Origin of the sequence: Luteococcus peritonei (assembly GCF_039526385.1) — a bacterium.
In the GTDB taxonomy this organism is placed as follows: domain Bacteria; phylum Actinomycetota; class Actinomycetes; order Propionibacteriales; family Propionibacteriaceae; genus Luteococcus; species Luteococcus peritonei.
In genome coordinates this window covers 204,810-223,844 of record NZ_BAAAIX010000009.1, presented here as the reverse complement: position 1 = coordinate 223,844, position 19,035 = coordinate 204,810, and the positions used below count along the sequence as shown (strand labels likewise).

Genomic DNA, 19,035 nt, shown 5'->3' with positions numbered 1-19,035 from the left:
TGCCCCCTGTTCCATGCCCGGACCACCCGGTGCTGGCCGGGAGGCTCTCAGCCGGCCAGCCCCAGCACCCCGGAGACCAGCAGCGCCACCACGACGGTGTTGTAGACCAGCGCCGCCACCGTGACCACCGTGACGGCGCGACGGGCGGGCGTGGTCAGCACCTCGACAACGGAGGTGGCGAAGGTGGCCAGCAGCTGGGCCGCCACGTAGACGTAGTCCTGGAAGACCCGCCCACGCGCCTCACCGGGGAAACCGAGGGCGGCATGGTCGACGTCGAGTCTGGCCAGCAGCACCGCGGTGCCCACCAGCATGGAGAACCAGGCCAGCACCACCAGGCAGACGGCCAGCAGCAGCAGGGGCACGGAGCGGCTCAGCTCCGGCTCCAGCAGCACGCCGATCACGCAGACCAGCGCCATCAGGGCAGCCGAGGTGACCCAGCTCATCGCGTCGAGGCCCAGCCACGTGTCCATGCGCGGATTGCGGCGGCGGCCCGACTCGGTGACCACCTCGGCGAAGCGCCCGGAGTCCAGTGGCGCGAAGACCTTCCACGTCATCGCGGTGTAGGCCGCGAAGAAGCCGCTGCCCAGCAGGCAGGGCACCAGCCCCCGGAGCTGCAGCCGGCTCAGCCCGGGCAGCGTGCGGAAGAGCACCAGGGAGAGCACCAGGCCCGCCAGCAGCCCCGCAGCAGAGGCCCAGGCGCCACGCCAGGAGTCGTGGGCGAGGTGTCGCAGGAGACGAGAACCGGTAGTCACGCGCCACACCTTGGCACAGCTGCGGGCCGTCCCCGGAAATCGACCGCTCGATTCCCGACGCCGCGGCCCCGCCTGCGGGGATGACGCGGGAACCTGACCTCGAGGGGCACATTTCCGGGGAAGCGGGCGCGACGGCTCCACCTAGGCTGGGCCCATGGCCTTCACCGGGATCCCGCGCGACGCCGTCGCCTTCTACGCAGAGCTCGAAGCCAACAACTCACGGGAATGGTGGCTGGCGAACAAGCAGCGCTACGAGTCCTCGGTGCGGCGGCCCTTCGTGGAACTCGGTGAGGAGGTCGCGCCCGCCTTCGGCGAGCCCAAGGTCTTCCGCCCCTACCGCGACGTGCGCTTCAGCCTCGACAAGACGCCCTACAAGACCCACCAGGGCCTCTACGTGCAGCGCTCGGCCCACAACGGCTGGTACCTGCAGGTGGACTCCGGCGGCTTCCTGCTGGCCGGCGGCCAGTGGTGGATGGCCGGCGACCAGCTCTCCCGCTTCCGCTCCGCGGTGGCCAATGACGCCACCGGGGTGCAGCTGGAGGCGATCCTGCGCGAGCTGGTGGAGGCCGGGTACGTGGTGGAGGGCGAGCAGCTCAAGACCCGGCCCCGCGGCGTCGACCCGGACGCGCCACGGATGGACCTGTTGCGCCGCAAGGCCTTGTCGCTGAATCTCCGGCTGGGTGAGCCGGGCTGGACGAGCACCCCGGAGGCCGCCGAATACGTCAACGACGGCTGGGACGAGCTGCGCGACCTGGTGGACTGGCTGGAGACCTACGTCGGCAACTCCGAGGCTCCGCGTGGTCGTCGCTGAGGGTCAGTAGCCCAGGTCGTCGAAGGCCACCGGGGTGGTGCATCCGGAGCTCCAGTCGGAGCGCAGGATTGAGTAGTTGACCGCGTCGACGCTCTCCGCGCCGGTCACCGGCCAGCCGCGTCGGAAGTGCGCCTCCTTGACCCAGCCGCAGGCGGCGAAGGTGCGACGCATCCCGATGTTGTCCACCCGGGTGCAGCCCTCGAAGCGGTCGGCCTCCATGGTGGTGAAGACATGGTCCGTGGCGGCACGCAGCGCCTGGGCACCGAGGCCCCGGCCGCGGAAGCGGTTGGCCAGCCGCAGGTCGAACATCGGAGTGGGGTCCGCGAGGTCCTCCAGCCGGATCACCCCGACCGTGCCCAGCTCGTCGTGGTCCAGCCAGAAGCTGGTGTTCTCCTCGTCGCCCCAGGCGCCGGAGTCCACGCGACGCGCGGCCTCCGCGCGGTCCAGCCGGGTGCCGACATGGAAGGGAAAGTCATTGCTGCACAGAAAGTCCACCAGGGCCTCCCGGTCTGCCCCCGTGGGGTCGAGACGGCGGAGCGTGATCATGGCCCCACGCTAGGGCGGCCGCCCGGGACGGTCGAGCGAATTTCAGAGGTCCAGGACCAGCCGGATGTGCACCATGTCGCCCAGCTCGATCCCCTCGGCCCGGCGCACCGCATCCTTGAGCGGCACGACATAGCCGCCGTCCTTGGGCCACAGCGAGGTGGCGAAGTCGGTGCCGCCGATCCGCAGCCGCCCGGGGACCATGCCCCAGCCGTAGCTGACCGCGCCGGCCACCTCGGCCACCTGCTCGGCCTGCTCGGCGGGCACGGTCACGAAGTGGAAGGGTGCCGGACCGCGCCACTCCCAGACCGGTCCGCTGAAGTCCAGTTCCATGCCAGGAGCCTACGGCCGGCTGCGGCGGCGCCGGCGTTCTCAGGATCTTCTCCGGGGCATGGGGAATATGATGGCCGCAGATGTGGTTAGACCACATGGCCGCGGAGTGCGGGCCCGGGAGGAAATCCCGGCAGCTGCCCGCCCACGGCAATCCACGATGACGTCACCCCGGGCACGGTTCGCCGTGCCGGAAGGAGTTTCCGCATGACCACGAACGACCGCTACAACTTCGTCACCCGCGAGCAGGTCGCCGTCGACGAGCACGACTACGTCGGCACCGCCCGCGGCAAGCTCTTCCTCGACCGTGAGAACGTCGCGGGGCTGACTCGCGGCATCGTCCGCGCCGATCGCCCCTGGCTGGCCGCGCGCACCAGCGAGGCCTGAGCCCACCAGCCGGTCCGGGGTGGACACCACCCCTGCCGCCCCGGACCCCGGAAATCGACCGCTCGCCGTCTGCCCCTGCCGGGCAGGCGGCGAGCGGCCTTTCGGGCCCCGCCATCGAGCGGTCGTTTTCCGGGGGTGGCGCCGGCGCCGGGGACCGCGGCGCATCGTGCGGCAGAGCAGCCGGCTTCCCAGGGGTCAGTTGCGGCGGCTCGAGAGCCACATCCCGACGGCGGCCAGCAGGGCGAGCATCGCCGAGCCGTGGACGGGCCAGAAGCTGTGTGAGGGGTCGGCGGCCAGACGGCCGGCCACCGCGGCGCCGCCGCTGACGCCGAGCGTCAAGCAGGTGGCCAGCACCGTCATCATGGTGGCCATCCGGTCGCGCGGGGCGATCCGCTCCATCCAGGCGAAGCAGCTCACCAGCGTGATGCCGGCGCCCGAGCCCATCACCACGGCCACGACACTGGCCGGCGCGGCTCCGGGGAGCATGCCCAGCGCCAGCGCCCCGAGCGCCATCAGCAGCGCGCCGGAGAAGACCCGTAGCGGGACAGCGACCCGCTCGCCCAGGCGCCCGGCCAACAGGCTGGCCAGACCCGAGCCGACGCCGACGCAGCCGTAGACCAGGCCCGTCACGCCCGGCGTACCGCGCAGGTTGAACAGGGCCGTCAGACCGGTCTGGGTGGCGCCGAAGAGGATGCCCACGCCCAGACAGCCCAGCATCGGCAGCAGCACCCCGTAGCCCAGCGAGGAGTGCGCACGCTCCTGCTCGGTGCTGGGCTGGCGGCGCCAGTCGTCGCGATGGCGCAGCAGGTAGAGCACGAACAGCCCCTGCAGGCCGGCGGTCAGCGCCAGGATGGCGATCGCGGAGGGCACCGGCCCGAGCATCGAGACCAGGGCCCCGGCGAGCACCGGGCCCACCACGAAGCCGGCCTCGTCCACCGCACCCTCGTAGCCCAGGGCGCGGCTGACCAGGTGCGGGGCCCGCAGCCGGGCGGCCAGGTGGGACCAGTGGCTGCGCGCCACCGGCCCGATCTGCGGGTTCGCAGCACCCACCACGAAGCCGGCGGCCAGCAGCCAGTGCGAGGGGGCATGGGCCATCAGCAGCAGGAGGAAGACGGTCTGGGCGGCCAGCGAGACCAGGGTGGCGCCGGCGACGGCGGGGATCGGGCCCAGCCGGTCCACCAGCCGCCCCACCAGGGGCGCGCCCGCGGCGGTGCCGAGCCCGACGGCGGCCACGGCCAGCCCGCCGATCGCCAGGCCACGGCCGTCCTGACTGAGCACCATGAGGTAGCCCAGCTGCACCATGGAGCTGGGGAGCCGACCGAGCGCGGCGGCGACGAGGAAGGCCAGGCCGCCGGCGCTGAGCAGGCTGTGCTCGGCGCCCGCGCGGGGCGTGGGGGTGGTGGTCATGCGTCTCCAGGGTTCACGTCGGGGGACGCGCCCCGGCCTCACACGCGTCCTCGGTTCCCCTGTGGCACCAGACTACGCGCCGGAGCCGATCAGCGCCGCATCGTCAGTGCTCGCCCACCAGCTTCAGCCCGGCGACGCAGCCCACGATCCCCAGCACCAGCAGGATCTTCACCACGCTCACCGACTCGTTGCCGGTGGCCATCGACCAGCCCAGCGTGGTGACCGCGCCGACGCCCACCCAGACGGCGTAGGCGGTTCCCACCGGGATCTGGCGCATGCCGTGGGCCAGGCCCACCATGGAGACGGTCATCGCTGCCAGGAAGACCACGATGGGCAGTGGTCGGCTGAGCCCTTCGATGCGATCGAGGGCGGTGGCCCAGACGGCCTCGAAGGTGCCGGACAGGATCAGGATCAGCCATGCCATGCCGGCCAGCCTCTCACGTCGCGAGGACGGGCTGCCCACCCCCCGGGACCAACCCCTCCCTGGTCAGTGGACAGCAGCGACGTCGACGCTCAGTGCCCGGGCAGGTGTGGGCGCCAGGTGGCGTCCGGGATCTGCACCTGCGGGTCGACGCGGCCGCGCGAGACCCAGTCGCGCACCGAGCTGGCCGTGACCGTCAGCACCGTGAGCACGGCGATCCCGGCCGCCAACATGGAGCTGAAACCGGCATTCTCCGGCCGGCCGGCAGCCATCAGCTGGCCGAAGGCGTCGACCACGGCCAGGGCCATCAGCGCCACCCAGGCGACGCGCTTGCGGGCCACGATGAACCACCAGAGCAGGATGGCGGCCAGGTCCTGCAGGCCGGTGACACCCAGCTGGTTCAGGTTCGTGCCCAGGACGGTGGGCTCGTGCCCACCCATCCGCTCGTAGATCCAGGCCGTCAGGGTCAGCACCGCGCGTGCCGCCACCAGGGCGCCGCCGATCAGCAGCGACGGCGGCGGCACGGCGTGCTGCGTGAACTGCTTGCGGGCGGCCGTCGAGCCCGTCGAGACGCCCTGTCCCAGGCGCTCCGCGGCGCCGGTCACGTCGAGGATCGGCAGGTCGCCGTCGGTGATGATCCGGTCACCGCCGCCGTTGCGGGAGTGGTAGGAGGTGGAGAAGTCCTTGATCACGTGCACCTGGCTGCCCGGGTCCACGTAGCGCACCGTGTCGACGATGTAGTCGCGCTCGATGTCGATGTTGGCGTCGATCTTGTGGGTGATCTGGCCGGTGAAGATGGAGAAGCCCACGGAGCGGTCGTAGGAGCCGGCCGCCAGCCACTGCGTCTCGTAGCCGCCCGGCAGCAGCCAGTCCTGGGGCACCCGCCAGAAGCGCACGTGGTGGCGCTGCGAGGGATTGCCGTCCACCTCCTGCTGGTAGGCGAAGTCGTGGCGACGACCGAACAGGTGCAGCCCGGAGACCGGCGCCGACGGGTAGGAGCGTCGCAGCACCGCCGAGACCACCATCTGCCAGGCCGAGTGCAGGTCCAGCTCGTCGGCCCGTACCCAGCCGGCCTCGGTCATCACGACGTGGACATCACGCTCGGAACCGTCCAGGCCCAGGTTGATGGCATCGCCCAGCAGGCCGTCGTCGGTGCGGGTGCGGCCGATGAAGTAGTCGGGCAGGTAGAGCAGCGTGAAGATCTGGTGCACCCGGGGCAGCGCCAGGTAGGCGGTCACCGCCCAGAAGAGCAGCAGGTAGCCGATGCCGGCGACGTTGCCGCGCAGGGCATAGGCCAGCAGGATCGCGGCCAGCCAGAAGGCCAGGCCCAGGGCCAGCAGCACGAAGACGGCGGCCACCAGCTGGAAGAGCGGGAATCCCCCGCGGGCCCGCACCTTGTTGGGCGGGTGCACGTACCGGGGCGGCCGGGGCGGCACCGGGTAGCGCAGGGAACTCATGCCTCCATGGTGCCCGACGCCTCGGACAGCTCCCGACCACGCCCGCGGGACGGTTCCGGGAGATCTCAGGGGAGCAGGGTCCGAGGCGCACGACGCGGGGGCCCGCCAGCTGCCAGCTCCGGTTTCGCAGGCACAGCCCCGAGGGACCATCGGGTGCTAGGCGCCCGGTGCCGCGGCCTCAGCGGTCGAGCAGCACACCCAGCCGGTGCAGGCTCAGGTTCCAGCCCTCGCGATGGCCCTCTCCGTCGTCCTCGGTGGTGAAGCCGGTGTGCGTGATGACCACCAGCGTGCCCTCGTCCACCGGGCTCAGCTCGACGTGCACGGTGCTCTCCGGCACGTGCGGCTCGTGCTCCCACTGCCAGCTGAAGGCCAGGGCGTGCGGCTGCTGCACCTGGAAGTAGGTGCCGTGCACGAAGAAGCCGGCCATCAGCGCCCGGTAGTGGCCGCCCGGGCGGGCGTCCACCTCCACGTGGCTGGGGCTGTCCGGCGTCGGGCTGAACCAGTCGCGCATCAGCTCGGCACGGGTCCAGGCGCGCCAGACCTCCTCGATCGGGGCGCGCACCACGCGGCGGGAGACGGCGGTGGCACCCACCGGCATCTGGTCCAGTGCCAGCGGCTCGATCTCGTCGGCCGGCTCGTCCTCGATGCCGTAGTCCACGCGTCGCACCTCCACCACGCGCCCGGTGGCCACCGAGGCGCCGCGGGCCCAGTCGACCGCCTCGTCCTGGTCGGCCACGTCGATCACCCAGAACCCGGCGGGCTGGGTGCTGCCGGATATCGCGGTGCCTGCGGTCACCGTCGGCTGGGCATGCGTGGCGTCCACCAGCAGGGATCCTGCGGGAGCCTGCAGGGCGCCGCTGTAGAGGAAGACCCCCGCGGCGAGCAGTCGGTCGTTGAAGGCGTTGACGCGGGCCAGCACCAGCTCCTGGCCGGAGCCGGAGGCGCCGACGCCGGTGTGGTGGACCGACAGCAGGAAGTGCACTGTTCTCCTTCGACGGTGCGGACACATCGAGTGTGCCCGCCGCGACCATCTGGTGGCTAGGCTTTCCGGATGCCCTGGCCTGCCAACTCGATCCGCGCCGTCGTCTGGGACTGGAACGGCACCCTGCTCGACGACGTGGACGCCGGGATGGCCACCACCAACCAGGTGCTGGCCGAGTTCGACCGCCCGGAGCTGGCCGACCGCCAGGCCTACCGCGCCGGTTTCGGCTTCCCGATCCGCGACTTCTACACCCGGCTCGGCTTCGTCACCGACGAGCACTTCCGCGCCGCCTCACACCGTTACGTCGAGCTCTTCCCTGGCCACCTGGCCCAGGTTCGACTGCAGGCACACGCCGTGGAGGTGCTGGGCGCGGTCCGGGAGCGCGGGCTGGCGCAGGTGCTGATCAGCGCCACCGTGACCGCCGCCCTGCACCGCCAGCTGGAGCCGCACCCGGTGAGGGTGCTGCTCGACGAGGTGCTGGGCTCCGAGGACGCGCTCAACCCGTCGAAGCAGGCGGTGGTGGCCGGCTGGCTGGGCCGCCAACCCTGGCGGCCCGACCAGGTGCTGATGGTGGGCGACACCAACCACGACCACGAGATCGCCGAGGCGCTGGGCACCCGCTTCGCGCACTTCACCGGCGGGCACCAGACCCACGACCACGCCTCTCGCATCGACGACCTGCGCCAGGTGCTGGACCTGCTCTGAGAGAGCTCGGGGCAGCTCGCCGAGGCCTGCCCGGGGTCTGTCCCGCCCCTGCTCTGAGGCCGGCTCAGGCCTGCCGGGCCACCTGCTCCACCGGGGTGCTGCCGTCGTTGAAGCTGATCTCGCGACGCGCGGTGCCCTCCGGGTGCTCGACGACGGCCGCGATCATCCGCGCCACGTTGCCGCGGGAGACCTCACCGGAGCTGGCGGCCTCGGCGTCCACCTGGCCGGTGGGCTCCTCGAGGGTCAGCCGGCTGGGCATCAGGATGGTCCAGTCCAGCTCGGTGCCGCGCAGGTGCTCGTCCGCGGCGGCCTTGGCCTCGGCATAGGCGTGGAAGGAGTTGTCCGGGCTGACCCCGTGGTCCGGCCCGGCGCCGAAGTAGCTCACCATCACGTAACGGGCCACGTCCGCGGCCTGGGCGGCGTCCATGCTGCGGATCGCCGCGTCACGGTCCACCGCGTAGGTGCGCTGGGGATCGCCACCGCCCGCGCCTGCTGACCAGACCACCAGGTCCTGGCCGCGCAGCAGCTCGGTGAGCTGCTCGGTGGACAGCGCCTCGACGTCGGCCACCACAGGGGTGGCGCCGGTGGCGGCCACGTCGTCGGCATGGGCGGGGTTGCGGATCGCGCCGCTCACCTCGTGGCCGGCCTCGGCCAGCAGTGGCATGGCCAGCAGGGCCACCTTCCCGTGCGCCCCGATCACGAAGACCTTCATCGCAGAACTCCCTCGACCTGCGCCGGCGCCGATCGCCGGCTCTCCCCCGGTACAACGAGTCGCCCTGGTCGGGAATTCCCGGTCCTGGTGGGGCGTGGGCCTGGCCCTCGGGGGCTCCGACCGGCCCTGGCGCCACCTGCACCCCGGAAATCGACCACTCGATGCAGACCGCCCGTCGCTCCCCCGCCTGCACGCCAGCTCGCTCGTCATCGAGCGGTCGATTTCCGGGGGCTAGGCTCCTCTCACCCTCTGAGCCACGTGGAGCCTCGATGCAGCAGCCGTTCGTCCCGCCCCCTCCCGCCATCGTCCTGGTGAGCGCCGAGCACTCGGAGCACCTGCTCGACGAGTTCGGCCGATACGCCCGTGACTACGAGCTCCATGCCGCCACCAGCTTCGACGAGGGCACCGCGCTGATCCAGCGGCTGCTTGCCGAGGAAGTGGCGGTGGCCATGATCGTCGCCGAGTGCCCGCTGCCGGACCACGAGATCGACCAGGCCTTCGAGCAGTGGCGGCTGCTGGTGCCCACCTCGCGACGCCTGGTGGTCACCCACTTCGGCAACTTCGCCACCCTCGCGCCGGTGCTGCGCGGGCACGCGGCACGCCAGCTCTTCGACGCCTATCTGCTGATGCCACGGGGCGTGCGCGACGAGGAGTTCCACACCGCGGTCACCGAGTACCTGTCGGACTGGGGATCCATGGTGGGGCCGGCGGTGGTGGCCAACGTCGTGATCGTCGCGGAACCGCACGACGGCCTGGCGCTGGCCCTGGGCGACTACTTCCACCGCACCGGCATGCCCTACAAGACGGTGCCGCCGGACTCGCCCAAGGGGCAGAAGCTCATGGCGGAGGCTCCCGAGGGCGAGATCACGCTGCCGCTGCTCTTCGCGCCCCAGTTCGGCGAGCCCTTCTCCCCCAGCAGCGTGCGCGAGGTGGCGGCCCTGTTCTACGGCCGTCCCGACGAGATCGGGTCCGAGCGGGTGGCCGACGTCGTCATCGTCGGCGCCGGGCCGGCCGGCCTGGGTGCGGCGGTCTACGCCTCCTCGGAGGGCCTGGACACCCACGTGCTGGAGGCCGAGGCGGTGGGAGGCCAGGCGGGCACCTCGTCGATGATCCGCAACTACCTGGGTTTCCCGCGCGGCATCTCCGGGATGCGATTGGCGCAACGCGCCCGCTCGCAGGCGATCCGCTTCGGCACCCGCTTCTGGACCGGCTGGCCCGCCACCGGCATCACCTGCGAGCAGGACGGCAGCTTCCGGGTGCACACCGACGGCGGCGACCTGTGTGCCCGCAGCGTCGTGATTGCCACCGGCGTCACCTACCGTCGGCTTTGCGTGCCGAGCCTGGAGGAGCTGGTGGGGCGCGGTGTGAACTACGGCGCGGTGACCACGGCGGCCCGCGAGTTGGAGGGCGGCCATGCCGTGGTGGTGGGTGGCGGCAACTCCGCTGGTCAGGCGGCCGTCCACCTGGCCCGGTTCGCCCGCCAGGTGACCATCGCGGTGCGACGCCCGGACCTCAGCGCCACCATGTCCGACTACCTGATCCGGGAGATCGAGGCGAACCCGCGCATCACGGTCCGCGGGCACACCGAGGTCTGCGACGGCGGCGGCAATGCCCGCCTGGAGTGGCTGACCCTGTGCGACACCCGCACCCGCGCCACCACCGACATCGACGCCGACGGCCTCTTCCTGCTGATCGGCGCGGCCCCGCACTGCGAGTGGCTGCCGGAGCAGATCGCGCTCGACGACCACGGCTTCGTCCTCACCGGGGCGGACACCCCCAGGCAGGCCTGGACCGACGGGAGGCCGCCGGCCAACCTGGAGACCTCGGTACCCGGGATCTTCGCGGTGGGCGACACCCGGTCGGGCTCGATGAAGCGGGTGGCCTCGGCCGCCGGCGAGGGTGCCGCAGCGGTGCCGCTGGTGCACGCCTTCCTGGAGCTCCAGGAGCGCTGAGGCGACGGCCCCCGCGACTGGCCCCGACCTGGCCAGCGGACGGCCACCTCCTCGCAGCGGCCGCCACCTGGCGCCGGCCCCGGAAATCGACCTCTCGATCGAGCGAGCCTGTGGAGCCCGCGCCTGGCATGCCTGACCGGGGCTCGTCGAGCGGTCGATTTCCGGGGAAGGGGCGCGGCCCCTCTCCCCAGTACCGCCCTGACCTCCTAGGCTGGGCCCCACCGGCAAAGGAGCCAGCATGCTTCAGAAGCGCACACTCGGCCACGGATCCAGCGCCCTCGAGGTCTCCATCCTCGGGCTCGGCTGCATGGGCATGAGTGGCGGCTACTCGGACCACCCCGACCGCGAGGAGATGGTCCGGCTGCTGCGCCGGTCCGTGGAGATGGGCGTCACCTTCTTCGACACCGCCGAGGTCTACGGCGCCGGCCACAACGAGCAGCTGGTGGGCGAGGCGCTGGCCGAGGTGCGCGACAAGGTGCAGATCGCCACCAAGTTCTGCTGGGAGATCGACCACCGGGCCGGGCGCCAGCTGGAGCGTCGACTGCGCCCCGATGAGGTGGCCACCGCCTGCGAGGGCAGCCTGCAACGCCTGGGCACCGACCGGATCGACCTCTACTACCAGCACCGGATCAACCCCGAGATCGCCATCGAGGAGTACGCCGGCGCGCTGGCGGAGCTGGTGCAGGCCGGCAAGATCAGGGGCTACGGCCTGTCGGAACCCTCGGCGGAGACCCTGCGAAGGGCCCACGCCGTGCACCCGGTGACCGCCGTGCAGACCGAGTACTCACTGTGGTGGCGCCGTCCGGAGGCCGAGGTGCTGCCCACCTGCGAGGAGCTGGGCATCGGCTTCGTCGCCTATTCACCGCTGGGCAAAGGATTCCTGACCGGCACCGTGGACAGCTCCACCACCTTCGAGCAGGGCAACGACATCCGCACCACCATCCCGCGCTTCCAGCCCCAGGCGCTGGCCCGGAACCTGGAGCTGGTGGAGCTGGTGCGACGCGTCGCGCAGGAGCAGGCCATCGAGCCGAGCCAGGTGGCGCTGGCCTGGCTCCTCTCCCGCAGGCCCTTCATCGTGCCCATCCCCGGCACCCGCAAGCCGGAGCGGCTGCGGGAGAACCTGCGAGCCGCCGACGTCGAGATCGAGCAGGCGGACCTCGACGAGCTCACCGAGGCGATCGGCCAGATCGAGATCGAGGGCGGCCGCTATGCCGAGGAGGCCGAACGGATGACCAACCTCTGACTCAGCCGGGCAGCAGACCGGCGCGGGCGGCGCGGCGCACCGCCTCGCCCAGCCGGCTGACCCGCGTCGACTCGATCCGCCAGGCCTGCCAGTAGAGCGGCAGGTCCAGCACCTCGTCGCAGAGCAGCTCCAGCCGGCCGGTCTCGAGCGCGTCGCCCAGTTGCACCTGCGGGATCATGCCCCAGCCCAGCCCCGCCTCCACACCGGCCAGGAAGGCCTCCGAGCCGGGCAACTGGGGCTGCGGCGGGACCACGTCGATCCCGCGTCGACGCAGCAGCGCGAGCTGCAGGTCGTCCTTGGCGTTGTAGCGCAAGGCGGGCAGCGTGGCGAGGTCCACCTCCGAGCCCCGGCGATGGCGCTCCACCAGGCTCGGTGCGGCCACCGGCAGGTAGCGCATTCGGCCCAGCAGCTCCTGGCGGCAGCCGGTCACCGCGCCAGCCTGCGAGGTCACCACGCCCATCACGTCGCCGCGGCGCAGCAGGGCCGAGGAATGGTCCTGGTCCTCCACCTCCAGGCGCAGCGTGACATCGCTCCAGCCGGCAGCCTCGGTGAGGACGGGCCGGAACCAGGTGGCCAGCGAGTCGGCGTTCACGGCGGCGCGCAGCACCCCGGCGGCCTGCGGGGCAGTGAGCTCTGCGAGGGTCTCGTCCTCCAGCAGCAGCACCTGGCGGGCCATGCGCAGCAGCTGCTCGCCGGCCTCGGTGACGGTGCAGGGCAGGGTGCGACGCACCACCAGCCGACCCAGGTGGGACTCCATCGCCTTGATCCGCTGGCTCACGGCGGAGGCACTGACATGGAGTTCGTCGGCTGCCGCCTCGAAGCTGCCCTCGTCGATGACGGCGACCAGAGTCCGTAGCCATTCGCTGTTCACAAGCCCAGCTTAACGATCCGTAGATTCCATCGTTTGCCTCATGTGGGCGTGCTGCCTAGCGTCAGGGCCATGTTCTCCACCTGGGTCACGGGCCTGCTCACCGGCTTCAGCCTGATCGTCGTGATCGGCGTCCAGAACGGTCTCGTGCTGCGCCAGGGCCTGCGACGCGAGCACGTCGGGATCGTGGTGGCGGTGTGCGCGCTGGGTGACCTGGTGCTGATCAGCGCCGGGACCGCCGGGATGGGTGCGGTGGCCGGGGCCCATCCTGGTGCGCTACGGGTGCTGAGCTGGGTGGGCGCGGCCTACCTGCTCTGGTGCGCGATCGGCTCCTTCCGAGCCGCCGCCCGGCCGGGAGCGCTGGAGCTGGAGGCGCCGCGCAGCCGCTCGTCGGTGCTGGGAACCGTGCTGGCCGTCACCTGGCTGAACCCGCACGTCTACCTGGACACCGTGGTGATGCTGGGCTCCATCGCTGCGAGCCATGGCGGGCTCAGGTGGTGGTTCGCGGCGGGCGCCATGACCGCCTCACTGGTCTGGTTCGTCGTCCTGGGACTCGGGGCGCGTGCCCTGTCCGGGCCGCTGGGTCGCCCCTCGGTCTGGCGGGTGGTGGACGTGGTGATCGGCCTGGTGATGCTGGCGGTGGCCGCGAGCCTGTTGCTCCACGCCGGCCCCACGGCCGGCTGATCCCACCATGCCCGGAGGTGGGGCCGTTCCGCCTCCCCCTCTGCCCGCCGCCTTCCCTCCCCCGTTCTGGCCCCCGCCGCGGGCTTGGCGAGCCAGTGAGCACCGCACCGAACCCCGGAAATCGACCTCTCGACCAGTGCGGCTGGACCCGCTCCCGCCTCGGACCCGGACAGACTGGGGATCGAGCGGTCGTTTTCCGGGGCGCGCGTCGCGTCAGGGCGGCGCGGGGTGGCTGGCGCGTGGACGGTGCCGCTGTCGGGGCGCCGAGCAGACCGTTCGACGATGGCGGCCCCGCCGCCAGCCCGCCATGCGAGACCGTGTGCATCCCTGCCGGGACCGGGCTGACCGCGCGCAGAGGATCCGGTGGCCGGCCGGGGCCCGGACACCGTCCGGGCCGGCTGCGACGAGGAAGCAGCGGGTAGTCTCGCCGGCATGGCCGACCTCACCGAGCCCTGCCCCAACTGCGGCACCCTGATGCGCTGGGAGACCTCCCACGAGCGCTGCGACGGGTGCGGCTGGATCCGCCCGTGCTGCGAGGGCGCGCCCTGCCCGGCGCCGTCGCCCCAGGCTCGCTGATCCGCACCCCTGATCGAAGGAAGTCATGTCCCTGGACGAGTCCCAGCGTCGCCGCACGGCCGAGGAGTTCCGCGCCAACCTGGAACTCGCCGAGCTGCAGGAGCACCACTTCCGCGAGGACCTGGGCATGGAGCCCGACGAGCTGGCCGCCATCGTGGCCATGGATCCGGGGGTCCGGTCGGATCGGGTCTGGCTGCTGCGCGACTACCTCGACGCGGCGGTCCGGCTGCGCGGCCGCACCCCACGTCCCTGGGCCACCATGACCGAGCCGGCGCGCGCTGCGGCTGACGCCTGGTTCGGTCTGGCCCAGGCGCCCACCCCGCGCCTCTGAATCCCTTGCAGCACGACGAAGCGGCCGCCCCGGAAAGGGACGGCCGCTTCGCGGTGGATCAGGCCTGCTGGAACTTCTTGACCAGGTCCTGCACGAAGGCCAGGGTCTCCTGGGGTCCCTCGACGGCCTGGCAGGCGATGCCCATCTCCAGCACCGGGTAGTCGTTGCCGCCGGGCTGCAGGCGGTCGCCGACGAAGAGCATGTTTGCCTGCGGGATGCCGGTCTGCTGCTCCAGCTCGCGCATGCCGTGAGCCTTGTCGATGCCCTTCATCGTGATGTCGATGGAGGTGGAGCCGCCGGCGCGCACCTCGAGCTGAGGCACATCGGCGGCGACGGCCTCCCGCAGCGCGTTGCGCTTGACGCTGCCCGGGTCCCAGGCGTGCTTGTCGGCGACGCTGGCTCGCTGCCCGAGGGCGGAGAAGGTGATCTGGCTGCCGCGGTCCTCGATGCGGTCGCCCTGCACCCGGCCGTCGGTCTCCCAGAGGTTGAGCTCCTTGGCGCGGCGCTCCAGCGAGGTGATGGCGGCCTGCTTGTCGGCCTCGTCGAGGTCATGCTTGTAGACCTCCACCCAGTCACCGTCCTCGAAGCGCAGGTAGCGGGTGCCGCAGGTGGGCATCAGGTGCAGGTTGCGCAGGTCGGCATCCTCGGGGAGGTTGGCCAGCACCTGGCTCTGGAACTGCTCGAGCCGGCCGCCCGAGATGATGCAGACCGGGCGCACCGCCAGCAGGTCGGTCAGCGTGCGGGCCATCTCCGGCTGCACGGCGGACTTGGACTCGGCCAGGGTGTCGTCAAGGTCGAAGGCGACGATCTTGATGTCGCCGGGCTCCGGCATTGTGGTGGTCACAGGGCTCCCCCGAGGTGTGAAGTCGAGCGCGGTCGCGCACCCCAGGATCCTACCGGCGGGCACCGTCCAGGAGGCTGTGCTGCGCCCCGTGACCAGCGGGTTCGCAGCTCGTGGACAGTTTTCCTTCAGCGCGCTCTCAGCGCGTGGCGGCGGTCCAGCGCAGCCCAGTGGCCGTGGCGATGCAGCTGATCCCGTCGATCTCGAGGCCCTGCTGGCCGGCACGGCAGACCGACCCGGCCCGGGCCTGCCCCGGCACCGTGGCGGTGGGCAGCGGGCGCGCGGTGGGCAGGCCGGCCGTGGTGGGCACCTGCACCGCGGGCCGCAGCGCGGGATCGGCGGCCGCCGCGCCCGGCAAAGCCTGGTTGGAGGTCGCCAGCAGCACACCGCCCGCCAGCGCCATCGCGCAGCAGGCCAGCTGGAGTGGCTTGGGCATCGTTCTCCTCGAGGGGAAGTTCGGAGTACGACCATCATCATCCACAAGCCCCCGGCGATCCCCCGCAATGCCCTTCTGCTCAACAGTTCGTCAGCTAGCGCACAACCGCCTCGCCATGGCGATGGCCTGCCGCACGAAGCCCAGGAAGAGCTCCGGGTCGGCCAGCTGCGTGTGGCTGAAGCGCACCACCAACCACCCCTCCTGCATCAGCAGCAGGGCCTTCTCACGGTCGGCGTGGAAGACCTCGCGGCGGCTGTGGGACTCGAAGCCGTCGAACTCCAGGACCAGGTTGATCTCCGGGAAGGCGATGTCGGCGTAGAAGGCCCGGCCCCCGACGGCGATGCGCCAGTTGCCGTGCCAGCCGCCGATCCCCGCGCGGTGCAGCAGCTGGTGCATGGTGCGCTCAGCCGGCGACCAGGGGCGTTCGCGGCTGTTGGCCACCACGAAGCGCCGCATCCTGGTGCCGCGGCGTCCGCGCAGGTCCTCGAGCACCTCGGCCAGCCGAGCCGGGCTGGTCCGCAGGGCGCGCAGCGCCTCGTCGGTGGCTCGCCCCTCGTCCTGGGCCGCCAGCCACAGCGCCGTCCAGGTGGGTGAGGTGATCCGCACCCCCTCGACCTCGGTGACGTGCTCCGGGTCCACCGTGGCGCGCACGAACCGGAAACCGGGACGCGGCCGGGGGCGACGTCGCGTGAGCACCACGACCTCACCGACCGACGCCTCGGGCCAGTAGCCCAGCCTGGCCGCCGCCAGCCCGGTGACCACCGCATCCGGGTCCCAGGCGCGCACCGCCGCAACCCGGGCGGCGAGCTCACCCGCCGCGCCGCTGGCCACCAGCACACCGGGCAGCACGGCCACCGCCTCGCCCTGGCGTTGCAGCCACTCCAGGGCGCCGACCAGCAGCGGGTGCTCGCGCCGCCGCACCACTCCTCGCCGCAGCAGGGCCCGCGCCTCGTCGACAGCTCTCATGCCCTGGACTGTGGACGCCCAGGGCCAGGATTCCTCATCCATCCACAGCCCGCGCCTCGACGCGGGGGTTGTGGACAGCTCGCCCCGGAAACCGACCGCTCGATGCGATGGGCCCCGCCGGGCTCCGCGGAGCTTCGCCAAGGGCTGCTCGTCGAGCGGTCGTTTTCCGGGGACCCGCCCGGAAGGCCTTCGTGGGCGACGGTTATGGTCGAGGCATTCCCGTGCGAAGGAGGACGACATGATCAATCCCGTGAAGTTCGTCGCCCGCGGCCTGCTGGCCTCGGTGTTCATCGGTGGCGGCATGAACCAGCTCAAGAACCCGGCAGCACTCGGCCCGGTGGTGGAGCGGGCCAAGGAGAAGTACGGCGTGGACCTCCCGGTCGACGGGAAGGACCTGGTCACCGCGAACGGCGCCGGGATGGTGGCGGCGGGCACCGCCATGGCGCTGGGCATCATGCCTCGCACCTCCGCACTCGCCCTGGCCGGCCTGCTGGTGCCCACCAATGTGGTGGGTCACCCCTTCTGGGAGCAGACCGACCCGGGCAAGAAGATGCACGAGAGCAGCAGCTTCATGGCCAATGCGGCCATCATCGGTGGCCTGCTGATGGTGGCCATGGACCGCCGCAAGAAGTAGTCAGGCCCTGCGGGCGGCCCACCGGGGCGCCTGGATCACCAGCATCATCGCGACGACGGTGAGCCCACCGCCCACCACCATCTGCCAGCTGAGCAGCTCGCCGCCCAGCAGCACCGCGAAGACCGCGGCCCAGACCGGCTCGCCGGCCATCAGCACGGCCGCCGTCGAGGACTCCACGACGCTCTGCGCCCAGACCTGCAGGAAGATCGGCAGGGCGCCGGCCAGCAGCGCCAGGTAGAGCATCAGGCCCCAGTCGCCCGCGGTGGGTGGCAGCTGGATGCCGCCGGGCAGCGCGGCCAGGCTGCAGACCGCCGCGACGGTGGCCATCTGCACCACGGTGAGGCTCATCGCCGTGGAGCCGGTGGACCAGCGGTCCACCGCGACGATGTGGCCCGCGTACATCACGGCGCTGACCAGGGTGAGCAGCTCGCCCGTCCCGGTCCGGAGGCCCGCCTCGAGGTCGAGCGTCAGCAGCCCCAGCCCGACGGTGGCCAGCAGCACCGCCAGCCAGGTGGCCGGCAGGATCCGCTCGCGCAGCAGCCAGGCGGCCAGGAAGGGCGTGATCACCACGTACAGGCCGGTGACGAAACCGGAGACCGAGGCGGCGGTGTGCGCCAGCCCGGTGGTCTGCACCAGCTGCGCGGTGCCGTAGATGGCGCCGATCACCACGCCACGCACCAGGGTGGCGCGGCTCATCCGCCAGGCGCGCCAGCCGATCAGGCCGGTGGCCAGTGCAGCCACCAGGAAGCGCACGGCGAGCAGGTCGGGCACGGCCATCCGGCCGGTGAGGCCCTTCATGGAGAAGAAGGTGGATCCCCAGAGCATCGCCATCAGCACCAGGCTTGCCAGCGCCAGGTTCCGCAGGCCGCGGGTCGGTTCGGCGGCGCTGCTCACCGGGCCAGTCCCCGGACATCCGTGCCGCTCGCGCCGGAGCAACCGGGCGCCGCGGTACTGCCGGTTGCCCACGCACGCTCCCGGCCACGGGTGGGGACCGGCCCGACGGTGTGCACCACCCAACGGACCGACAGCCCACCGGCCGTGTCCGCGACGGGGGCGGGGGCCGGCTGGCTGGCAGGACGGCCCGCGCCGTCGGTCCGAAGGTGCGTGCAGGAGGGATTCACCCGACGAGCCTAGGTGCTGGCCAGCAGCGCTCCTGACGGCAGCTGAGCATCGCATGAGAGTCCGCTGTGCACCCCGCCGAGGACTCCCCTCGGGCAACCGGCTGACCTAGCGTGGAAGCATGCCCACCTCCGACGAGCGCACCGGGCGGGTCCACGCCGCCCTGCTGCACCACCTGGCCACCCGGGGCTGGGAGGGGCTCGACGTGGCGACGATCGCCGAGCAGGTGGGCTGCCGCCCCGACGAGGTACTGGGCGGCGACGGCCGTCTCGCGGACCTCGTGGTGGACGCGCTGGTGGCGGCGAGCGAGCATTCGCCGGCCCTGCGCGAGCCGCCCGGCACCAGCCTGCGCGAGGACGTGATCTTCCTGCTGAGCGGGCAGGCCGCCGATCTCGAGACCGATGCGGGGCGCGCCCTGCGTCCGGTGATGGCCTCCCGCCCCCGTGACCCCGAGCTGGTGGAGCGGGCGCTCAGCGCCGTGATGGTGCCACGCCAGCAGCTGTGGGTGCAGGTCGTCGCCGACGCAGTGGCGCGCGGCGAGGCCAGGCCCCGCGCAATGGACCCGCTGGTGCTCTCGGTGGGCCCACGGATGCTGGTGGCCGAGGACCTGGACGGCGGACCGGTGACCACGGCACGGATCGAGGAACTGACCGACCTGGTGGTGCTCCCGCTGCTCACCCGTTGAGCCGGCCGCGGCCCGCGGTCCGCAGAAGGCGTGCCAGCAACGGCTCGCCGCCGCGCTGCCCGGCGGCCCTGAGGGCAGCGACGCGGGGGCTGCCGGGACGGTCACCAGACCTCCCTGCGGGATCGTAGTGCTGGGCGGCACAGCGGCCTCGGATCGCCGTGGCCGCGGATCCGTGCCCTGGACGTGCCTGCCG

Annotated in this window: 23 protein-coding genes; 10 read left to right on the top strand and 13 right to left on the bottom strand. The window is 72.1% G+C overall.

The window, feature by feature from the left end; all coding sequences use genetic code 11:
• Positions 1–47: 47 nt before the first annotated feature.
• A complete protein-coding gene (locus tag ABD073_RS04860; RefSeq protein WP_343872755.1) occupies positions 48–752 on the bottom strand; it encodes a DUF1345 domain-containing protein in 705 nt (234 codons plus the stop codon).
• A 154-nt stretch (positions 753–906) separates the two neighbouring features.
• On the opposite strand from ABD073_RS04860, the gene ABD073_RS04855 reads away from it, so the two are divergent.
• A complete protein-coding gene (locus ABD073_RS04855; RefSeq protein WP_343872753.1) occupies positions 907–1,563 on the top strand; it encodes a DUF2461 domain-containing protein in 657 nt (218 codons plus the stop codon).
• A 3-nt stretch (positions 1,564–1,566) separates the two neighbouring features.
• Here ABD073_RS04855 and ABD073_RS04850 read toward each other — a convergent pair whose 3' ends face one another.
• Positions 1,567–2,109: a GNAT family N-acetyltransferase gene (locus ABD073_RS04850; protein ID WP_343872751.1), complete on the bottom strand. Its 543-nt coding sequence runs from the start codon at positions 2,107–2,109 to the stop codon at positions 1,567–1,569.
• 42 nt (positions 2,110–2,151) lie between these two features.
• Entirely contained in the window at positions 2,152–2,439 is a 288-nt protein-coding gene (locus ABD073_RS04845; RefSeq protein WP_343872750.1) for a DUF1905 domain-containing protein, read from the bottom strand.
• Positions 2,440–2,643: 204 nt separating this feature from the next.
• Between ABD073_RS04845 and ABD073_RS04840 the strand changes: the two genes are divergently transcribed.
• Positions 2,644–2,823 (top strand): hypothetical protein, encoded by a 180-nt coding sequence (locus ABD073_RS04840; protein WP_343872749.1) that lies wholly within the window; start codon positions 2,644–2,646, stop codon positions 2,821–2,823.
• Positions 2,824–3,018: 195 nt separating this feature from the next.
• Here the strand turns inward: ABD073_RS04840 and ABD073_RS04835 are convergent, their stop codons facing one another.
• The 4 genes from ABD073_RS04835 to ABD073_RS04820 form a co-directional block, all read right to left on the bottom strand.
• Positions 3,019–4,230, bottom strand: coding sequence for an MFS transporter (locus ABD073_RS04835; RefSeq protein ID WP_343872748.1), 1,212 nt, complete (start codon positions 4,228–4,230; stop codon positions 3,019–3,021).
• 103 nt (positions 4,231–4,333) lie between these two features.
• Positions 4,334–4,654 (bottom strand): DMT family transporter, encoded by a 321-nt coding sequence (locus tag ABD073_RS04830; RefSeq protein ID WP_343872747.1) that lies wholly within the window; start codon positions 4,652–4,654, stop codon positions 4,334–4,336.
• Positions 4,655–4,743: 89 nt separating this feature from the next.
• Positions 4,744–6,108, bottom strand: a complete 1,365-nt coding sequence (locus tag ABD073_RS04825) for an LssY C-terminal domain-containing protein (protein WP_343872746.1) — start codon at positions 6,106–6,108, stop codon at positions 4,744–4,746.
• A gap of 178 nt (positions 6,109–6,286) precedes the next feature.
• Entirely contained in the window at positions 6,287–7,090 is an 804-nt protein-coding gene (locus tag ABD073_RS04820; protein ID WP_343872744.1) for an SRPBCC domain-containing protein, read from the bottom strand.
• Positions 7,091–7,159: 69 nt separating this feature from the next.
• On the opposite strand from ABD073_RS04820, the gene ABD073_RS04815 reads away from it, so the two are divergent.
• Positions 7,160–7,795, top strand: coding sequence for an HAD family hydrolase (locus ABD073_RS04815; protein WP_343872743.1), 636 nt, complete (start codon positions 7,160–7,162; stop codon positions 7,793–7,795).
• A gap of 64 nt (positions 7,796–7,859) precedes the next feature.
• Here ABD073_RS04815 and ABD073_RS04810 read toward each other — a convergent pair whose 3' ends face one another.
• Positions 7,860–8,507 carry an NAD(P)-dependent oxidoreductase gene (locus tag ABD073_RS04810; RefSeq protein ID WP_343872741.1) on the bottom strand — a complete coding sequence of 216 codons (648 nt, stop codon included), beginning with the start codon at positions 8,505–8,507 and terminating at the stop codon, positions 7,860–7,862.
• Between the two features lie 269 nt (positions 8,508–8,776).
• Between ABD073_RS04810 and ABD073_RS04805 the strand changes: the two genes are divergently transcribed.
• Positions 8,777–10,459 carry an NAD(P)/FAD-dependent oxidoreductase gene (locus tag ABD073_RS04805; RefSeq protein WP_343872740.1) on the top strand — a complete coding sequence of 561 codons (1,683 nt, stop codon included), beginning with the start codon at positions 8,777–8,779 and terminating at the stop codon, positions 10,457–10,459.
• A 238-nt stretch (positions 10,460–10,697) separates the two neighbouring features.
• Positions 10,698–11,702 (top strand): aldo/keto reductase, encoded by a 1,005-nt coding sequence (locus ABD073_RS04800; RefSeq protein WP_343872739.1) that lies wholly within the window; start codon positions 10,698–10,700, stop codon positions 11,700–11,702.
• Between the two features lies 1 nt (position 11,703).
• Here ABD073_RS04800 and ABD073_RS04795 read toward each other — a convergent pair whose 3' ends face one another.
• A complete protein-coding gene (locus tag ABD073_RS04795; protein WP_343872737.1) occupies positions 11,704–12,573 on the bottom strand; it encodes a LysR family transcriptional regulator ArgP in 870 nt (289 codons plus the stop codon).
• A gap of 69 nt (positions 12,574–12,642) precedes the next feature.
• Between ABD073_RS04795 and ABD073_RS04790 the strand changes: the two genes are divergently transcribed.
• The 3 genes from ABD073_RS04790 (at position 12,643) to ABD073_RS04780 (ending at position 14,161) form a co-directional block, all read left to right on the top strand.
• A complete protein-coding gene (locus ABD073_RS04790; protein ID WP_343872736.1) occupies positions 12,643–13,254 on the top strand; it encodes a LysE/ArgO family amino acid transporter in 612 nt (203 codons plus the stop codon).
• A gap of 432 nt (positions 13,255–13,686) precedes the next feature.
• Entirely contained in the window at positions 13,687–13,830 is a 144-nt protein-coding gene (locus ABD073_RS04785) for a hypothetical protein (protein ID WP_343872733.1), read from the top strand.
• A 25-nt stretch (positions 13,831–13,855) separates the two neighbouring features.
• On the top strand, positions 13,856–14,161 hold the full coding sequence (locus ABD073_RS04780) for a DUF2316 family protein (RefSeq protein WP_343872731.1): 306 nt from the start codon (positions 13,856–13,858) through the stop codon (positions 14,159–14,161).
• A 58-nt stretch (positions 14,162–14,219) separates the two neighbouring features.
• Here the strand turns inward: ABD073_RS04780 and ABD073_RS04775 are convergent, their stop codons facing one another.
• From ABD073_RS04775 to ABD073_RS04765, 3 genes are all read right to left on the bottom strand, one after another.
• Complete coding sequence (locus tag ABD073_RS04775) at positions 14,220–14,993, bottom strand: HAD-IIB family hydrolase (protein ID WP_343872798.1); 774 nt, start codon at positions 14,991–14,993, stop codon at positions 14,220–14,222.
• Between the two features lie 148 nt (positions 14,994–15,141).
• Complete coding sequence (locus ABD073_RS04770) at positions 15,142–15,438, bottom strand: hypothetical protein (protein WP_343872730.1); 297 nt, start codon at positions 15,436–15,438, stop codon at positions 15,142–15,144.
• A 90-nt stretch (positions 15,439–15,528) separates the two neighbouring features.
• Complete coding sequence (locus ABD073_RS04765) at positions 15,529–16,404, bottom strand: endonuclease domain-containing protein (protein ID WP_343872729.1); 876 nt, start codon at positions 16,402–16,404, stop codon at positions 15,529–15,531.
• A gap of 238 nt (positions 16,405–16,642) precedes the next feature.
• Between ABD073_RS04765 and ABD073_RS04760 the strand changes: the two genes are divergently transcribed.
• The gene (locus ABD073_RS04760; protein WP_343872728.1) at positions 16,643–17,038 is read left to right on the top strand and encodes a DoxX family protein; all 396 of its coding nucleotides are present in this window, start codon (positions 16,643–16,645) and stop codon (positions 17,036–17,038) included.
• On the opposite strand, the gene ABD073_RS04755 is transcribed toward ABD073_RS04760, so the two are convergent.
• Complete coding sequence (locus ABD073_RS04755; protein WP_343872727.1) at positions 17,039–17,932, bottom strand: DMT family transporter; 894 nt, start codon at positions 17,930–17,932, stop codon at positions 17,039–17,041. It abuts the gene before it with no gap.
• Between the two features lie 346 nt (positions 17,933–18,278).
• On the opposite strand from ABD073_RS04755, the gene ABD073_RS04750 reads away from it, so the two are divergent.
• Complete coding sequence (locus tag ABD073_RS04750) at positions 18,279–18,842, top strand: TetR-like C-terminal domain-containing protein (RefSeq protein WP_343872726.1); 564 nt, start codon at positions 18,279–18,281, stop codon at positions 18,840–18,842.
• The last annotated feature ends 193 nt before the right edge of the window (positions 18,843–19,035 follow it).

Coding starts and splice junctions, on each gene's coding strand:
- ABD073_RS04845 (WP_343872750.1), bottom strand. CDS start 2,439: ATGGAACTGGACTTCAGCGGACCGGTCTGGGAGTGGCGCGGTCCGGCA.
- ABD073_RS04770 (WP_343872730.1), bottom strand. CDS start 15,438: ATGCCCAAGCCACTCCAGCTGGCCTGCTGCGCGATGGCGCTGGCGGGC.
- ABD073_RS04750 (WP_343872726.1), top strand. CDS start 18,279: ATGCCCACCTCCGACGAGCGCACCGGGCGGGTCCACGCCGCCCTGCTG.
- ABD073_RS04790 (WP_343872736.1), top strand. CDS start 12,643: ATGTTCTCCACCTGGGTCACGGGCCTGCTCACCGGCTTCAGCCTGATC.
- ABD073_RS04785 (WP_343872733.1), top strand. CDS start 13,687: ATGGCCGACCTCACCGAGCCCTGCCCCAACTGCGGCACCCTGATGCGC.
- ABD073_RS04760 (WP_343872728.1), top strand. CDS start 16,643: ATGATCAATCCCGTGAAGTTCGTCGCCCGCGGCCTGCTGGCCTCGGTG.
- ABD073_RS04840 (WP_343872749.1), top strand. CDS start 2,644: ATGACCACGAACGACCGCTACAACTTCGTCACCCGCGAGCAGGTCGCC.
- ABD073_RS04805 (WP_343872740.1), top strand. CDS start 8,777: ATGCAGCAGCCGTTCGTCCCGCCCCCTCCCGCCATCGTCCTGGTGAGC.
- ABD073_RS04765 (WP_343872729.1), bottom strand. CDS start 16,404: ATGAGAGCTGTCGACGAGGCGCGGGCCCTGCTGCGGCGAGGAGTGGTG.
- ABD073_RS04800 (WP_343872739.1), top strand. CDS start 10,698: ATGCTTCAGAAGCGCACACTCGGCCACGGATCCAGCGCCCTCGAGGTC.
- ABD073_RS04825 (WP_343872746.1), bottom strand. CDS start 6,108: ATGAGTTCCCTGCGCTACCCGGTGCCGCCCCGGCCGCCCCGGTACGTG.
- ABD073_RS04775 (WP_343872798.1), bottom strand. CDS start 14,993: ATGCCGGAGCCCGGCGACATCAAGATCGTCGCCTTCGACCTTGACGAC.
- ABD073_RS04815 (WP_343872743.1), top strand. CDS start 7,160: ATGCCCTGGCCTGCCAACTCGATCCGCGCCGTCGTCTGGGACTGGAAC.
- ABD073_RS04780 (WP_343872731.1), top strand. CDS start 13,856: ATGTCCCTGGACGAGTCCCAGCGTCGCCGCACGGCCGAGGAGTTCCGC.
- ABD073_RS04855 (WP_343872753.1), top strand. CDS start 907: ATGGCCTTCACCGGGATCCCGCGCGACGCCGTCGCCTTCTACGCAGAG.
- ABD073_RS04810 (WP_343872741.1), bottom strand. CDS start 8,507: ATGAAGGTCTTCGTGATCGGGGCGCACGGGAAGGTGGCCCTGCTGGCC.
- ABD073_RS04830 (WP_343872747.1), bottom strand. CDS start 4,654: ATGGCATGGCTGATCCTGATCCTGTCCGGCACCTTCGAGGCCGTCTGG.
- ABD073_RS04850 (WP_343872751.1), bottom strand. CDS start 2,109: ATGATCACGCTCCGCCGTCTCGACCCCACGGGGGCAGACCGGGAGGCC.
- ABD073_RS04835 (WP_343872748.1), bottom strand. CDS start 4,230: ATGACCACCACCCCCACGCCCCGCGCGGGCGCCGAGCACAGCCTGCTC.